4 protein-coding genes are annotated in these 4,977 nt (G+C 54.1%); 1 reads left to right on the top strand and 3 read right to left on the bottom strand.

What is annotated here, in order from left to right; genetic code table 11:
- Positions 1-69 precede the first annotated feature (69 nt).
- From WKT05_RS10470 to WKT05_RS10460, 3 genes are read right to left on the bottom strand one after another with little or no spacing between them, the layout of a single operon-like run.
- Complete coding sequence (locus WKT05_RS10470; RefSeq protein ID WP_340414050.1) at positions 70-912, bottom strand: DegV family protein; 843 nt, start codon at positions 910-912, stop codon at positions 70-72.
- On the bottom strand, positions 909-2,255 hold the full coding sequence (glmM, locus tag WKT05_RS10465; RefSeq protein ID WP_340414049.1) for a phosphoglucosamine mutase: 1,347 nt from the start codon (positions 2,253-2,255) through the stop codon (positions 909-911). The genes WKT05_RS10470 and glmM overlap by 4 nt, the downstream gene beginning before the upstream one ends.
- Positions 2,252-3,628: a CCA tRNA nucleotidyltransferase gene (locus tag WKT05_RS10460; RefSeq protein WP_340414048.1), complete on the bottom strand. Its 1,377-nt coding sequence runs from the start codon at positions 3,626-3,628 to the stop codon at positions 2,252-2,254. The genes glmM and WKT05_RS10460 overlap by 4 nt, the downstream gene beginning before the upstream one ends.
- Positions 3,629-3,732: 104 nt before the next feature.
- Between WKT05_RS10460 and WKT05_RS10455 the strand changes: the two genes are divergently transcribed.
- Positions 3,733-4,485 carry a hypothetical protein gene (locus WKT05_RS10455; RefSeq protein WP_340414047.1) on the top strand — a complete coding sequence of 251 codons (753 nt, stop codon included), beginning with the start codon at positions 3,733-3,735 and terminating at the stop codon, positions 4,483-4,485.
- The last annotated feature ends 492 nt before the right edge of the window (positions 4,486-4,977 follow it).

The raw sequence follows: 4,977 nt of genomic DNA, 5'->3' as shown, positions 1-4,977 counted from the left end.
AATTGTCCTCCTATGTTTCGCACAATATATAAGCCTATGTTACCGCAAATCTTGTCAAATTGCAAGATTTTACAGGGCGACGACGATGCCGCCGAAGTCGGCGTAGACGCTTGAGAGTCCTTTGGTCTGTACGATGCGTATGGTGGCTGAGTGGATTTCGTCTTGAATGTAGTTTTTAAAGAGTTTTGCTTTTTCTTCGGCGTGGGAATGGCTGATGGTGATGAATTGGACGCTTCTTTCGGCGTTGATTTTAATGACTTCTTTGGCGAGTTTGGCCAGGCTTTTTTTGAAGCCGCGATTGATTTGGAAGAGGCTGATGGCGCCGTCTTCTGCGCACATGATGGGTTTCATGTTCAGGACGTTGACGGCTTTTCCCGCCATTTTGGGGATGCGGCCGTTTTTGATGAGGTTGTCCATGGTTTCCAAGATGAAGAAGGTGGCTTGTTCTTCGGCGAAGGCTCTCACTTCTTTTTCGATGGCGTCGAAGTCTTTTCCTTCTTCCGCCCGCTTGTGGATGAGGCTCACGAGGTTGGCGGTGCCTGCGGAGGCGGATTTGGAATCGATGAGGGCGATTTTTTTCTCGGGGTGTTGTTTTTGTATTTCTTCTACGGCGGTTTTGGCGGCGTTGTAGCTGCCGGAGAGTTTGGCGGTAATGGTGACAACGAAGATTTCATCGGCACCGGATGCCAGGATGGCTTCTTTGTAGAGGAAGGGGGATGGGCAGCCGGTGCGCACGGGATCGACGCTGGCTTTCATGTCGGTGTAGAGGGCGTCGAGATCCAGCTTGTCGTCGTCGATGTAGGTGGTATCTCCCGCGTCGATGGTGAAGGGGACGTAGGCGAGGTTCATGGCCCGGGCTTCTTCTTTGGTGAAGTCGGCGGATGTGTCTGCGATGATTTTTATTTTGTTCATTGGAGCACCTTTTCTATATAGCGGGCGAGGTTTTCGGCTTCGGCTTGAAGTTGATCTTGGTCTTTGCCTTCGATCATGACGCGAACGAGGGGTTCGGTGCCGGAGGGGCGAATGACGACGCGGCCTTCGTCTTTAAATTTGTTTTCCAGGGCGCGGATTTTTTCTTGAATCCCTGCGTGGTTCTCGTAGTCGTGTTTTTTTGTGTTGGCGACTTTGGCGTTGACGAGGGCTTGGGGGTAGGAGGTCATGAGGGCGTTGAGTTCGCTCATGGGCTTTTTGGTTTCCGCCATGACTTCCAGTAGGTGGAGCCCGGTGGCCAGGCCGTCGCCGGTGGTGTTGTAGTGGCTGAAGATGATGTGGCCGGATTGTTCGCCGCCGAGGACGTAGCCTTTTTCGAGCATTTCTTCGAGAACGTAGCGGTCGCCGACTTTTGTTTTCACGAGGGCGATGGCTTCTGTTTTCAGGAAGCGGTCCAGGCCGATGTTGGTCATGACGGTGCCGACGACGGTGTTTCCGTCGAGCTCGCCTTTGGCTTTTAGGCTTTTGGCGCAGATGGCGAGGATGTGGTCGCCGTCGAGGATCTCGCCTTTTTCGTCCACGGCGATGATGCGGTCGGCGTCGCCGTCGAAGGAGAAGCCGACGTGGGCGCCTGTGTCTTTCACGAGGGCTTGTATTTTTTCGGGGGCGGTGGATCCGCATTGGGCGTTGATGTTGGCGCCGTTGGGGGCGGTGTTTATGGCGACGACTTCGGCGCCGAGTCGCGTAAGGACTTTTTCCGCCAGGTTGCTCAAAGCGCCGTTGCCTGCATCGACGGCGATTTTTATGCCGCTAAGGTCTCGGTCGACGAGGCTCACGAGGTAGTCTTCGTAGTCGACGATGCCGGGGAGGTCTTTTTTCTTTTGGCCGATGGCTTTTCCGACGACGGGTGCCGGGGCGTAATGGGGATCGGTGAGTTTGGCTTCGATTTCTTCTTCCACGGCGTCGGGGAGTTTCAGGCCTTTGCCGGAGAAGATTTTGATGCCGTTGTATTCGAAGGGGTTGTGGGAGGCGGAGATGACGATGCCCATGGCGGCGCCGTATTTTCTGGTGAGGTAGGCGACGCCGGGGGTGGGAATGACGGATAGGTTCACGCAATCGACGCCGCCTGCCATAAGGCCTGTGGCGATGGCCATGGAGAGCATGGTGCCGGATTGTCTCGTGTCTCTGCCTGTGAGGACAAAGGGGTTTTTGACGCCTGCGGCGTGGATGCGTTCGGCCAGGATGCGGCCCAGTTTCATGGCCATTTCCGGTGTTAGTTCTTCGTTTGCGACGCCGCGGATGCCGTCGGTTCCAAATAGTTTCATGGGTGTCTCCTCCGGTTGTTTTCTTCGTTGTTTTGTGCTTGGTTTATGTCTTCGATCCGCCTTTTAGCGTAGGCCAGAAGGCGGTTTTTGTCGTTTGCTTCGGGATCGTCCAGGGCCATGTCTTCCATTTCTTTTAAGAGGCGGCCCATGGCGGGGCCGGGGGCCATGCCCATGGCGATGAGGTCTCTGCCGCTTACGGCCAAGGTATTTCGGCTGACGATGCCTTCTTCCATAAGTTTTTTGATGCGGGCTTTTCGCTCGAGGATGAAGGAAATGTCTCTTGCGCCATAGGTGCATGCCATGTCCGCCGCCATGAGGTCGTAGAGATCCAGGATGTAGTCTTCCCCTACGCGCTTGATTTGTCGGCGCAGGGCTTTGTCCGTCATGGTGTCGTGGACTTTCATGTGTTCTTTTATAAGGACTTCCACTTCCCGCACGAGGGCTTTTTGGCTCTTTAAGCGGGCGAGAATGCGCCCCGCCGTTTCCGCACCCATGGTGTCGTGGCCGAAGAAGTGGCCTTTGCCTTTTTCGTCGACGGACAGGGTGTCGGGCTTGTTCACGTCGTGAAAGAGGGCGGCGTAGCGCAGGGGCAGTGTTTTCGGTGTGTGATCCACCACGCAAAGGATGTGATCGAACAGGGTTTTGTCGTGGTAGGGATTTCGTTGGTCGTAGCCCACGGTGGGGGCGAGCTCGGGAATGATTTTTTCCAACACGCCGGCTTCTTCCATGGCGTAAAGGACCCGAGAGGGGGCGTCTTGGAGAAGAATTTTGTTCATCTCATCGGCCACCCGCTCGACGGAGAGGCTTTCGATGCGGTAGGCTTCTTCTTTCGCCGCCGCAAGAAGGGCGGGATCCAAGGCCATGTTCAGCTGGCCCATGAAGCGAAAGGCGCGAAGGATTCTGAGGGCATCTTCCGAAAAGCGCCGGGCAGGGTCGCCGACGGCGCGGAGTATTTTGTTTTTCAGATCCTCCCGACCGCCGAAGGGATCCACGAGGCCCGTCTCCGGGCTGTAGGCCATGGCATTCACGGTGAAATCTCGCCTCGCCAGATCTTCTTTCAGATCCGCCGTAAAGGTAACGGCGTCTGGCTTGCGATTGTCGGTGTAGGTGCCGTCGATGCGAAAGGTGGTGATCTCCACGGGGCCGATGTCGGTTAAAACGGCAATGGTGCCGAATTTTTCGCCTTCCCGGAAGGTCTTTTTCCCCTCCATGATGGCGAGGATCTCATCCGGCTTGGCCGGGGTGGTGAGGTCGTAGTCGTGAGGCGTGATGCCCATGAGGCTGTCCCGCACGGCGCCGCCGACGACGTAAACGGGCACGGATTTTTCGCGAAAGCGGCAAATAATGGCTTCGATGGCTTGAGGTAATTTCATAGAGTCATTATAACACTTCCCGCTGTTTTTTGTCTTTCCCGTGGGCCTTTTTGCCGCCTTCGTGGTATAATCGAGAAAAAGATTGATTGTGTTGGGAGGTATGCATGAAACGGAATTACACAGCCCTGGCTTTGGCACTGTGTTTGTGTCTCGCCGGTTGCGGCAAAAAGGCGGAAGCACCGAATAAAAACGAAAAGCCTGCAAAGGTGGCTGCCTCGGAAAAAGACGAGGCTTACACGCCTGAAAAAGACAAGGCCGCAGAGGAAAAGGCCTTGTTTGAAAGCGAAGACGAAGACAAGCGAAACGCCGCCCTGGAGGCCGCCAGCGACTACATCGCTTTGGTGGAGCTTACCACCAATGCCAAGGGGCAAATGGAGCTGGAGTTTATTAAAAACTACCGCGGCGCTTTGAGCACGGTGGAAATTCCCGTTCCCAAGGGAATGACGCCCAATCAGGAATACATCATCTTCTATCGCGACGGCGCCGACGGCGTGGTAGGCCCCGTCCATCCCACCTACGGCTACTATGCCGTCGACGGCAGCGACGACAGCCTCCTGCGCCACATGGAAATGACCTACGGCGATTTGGATGAGGAAGAGGACAGCGATTCGGTGAAGTCGAAGAAAGACGCCGATGTCTATGAGGATAAGACAAAGGATTCTTCTCATGAATCTTCTGAAGATTCGTCGCGACGGGCAAGTAAGAAGGGGACTTCTTCCACTTCCGAGAAGAAAACGAGTGATTCTTCTTCTAAAAAAAGCTCAAGTTCTTCCGATTCGAGCTCATCAAAATCGAAGAAGAGTTCTTCTTCCACTTCCACGAAAAAAGAATCCTCTTCTTCCCAAAAGAATGATTAGTATGAAAAAACAGTCTCTGAATGAGGCTGTTTTTTCATACAGTGAAAAAGAGAGCGTGTTGTTTTTTACTTCCTTTTTTCTTATCTCCTCTCAACTTTTTTCTTTGCCTTCAGATTGCGGACCGAATGGTGTTACGTGTTGTTTTCTTATTCGTTTAAAGTACCATTCCCGCACGGTTTTGAAACCCGGGGAAGGGGCTAGGGCGTTGCGATTCGCCCTCTGCCCCTTCCCCGGGGCCCCATCCCCATCCACCCACAAACGCTTTTTATATGTGCGAAGCCCTGGCGGGCTTCGATTCCTGTTGGGATGTGTCGTGGAAGAGAAATTGTGAGTTGGGCGAAGTTTCTTTTTCGCTAATAAGAACTTTTCGCCCAATTCATATTCTCTCGTTGGCGACACGGCCCAATTCGTAGAAAATGCCGCAGGCATTTTCTTACAGCTTAAACGTGGCCAAAAAAGGGGTGGGGGCCCCGGGGGCGGGGAAAATGCGGC

This window comes from Peptoniphilus sp. HCN-40583, from assembly GCF_037892835.1.
GTDB lineage: Bacteria > Bacillota > Clostridia > Tissierellales > Peptoniphilaceae > Aedoeadaptatus > Aedoeadaptatus rachelemmaiella.
The sequence above is the reverse complement of the archived record's forward strand: the minus strand, read 5'-3'. Positions and strand labels throughout refer to the sequence as shown.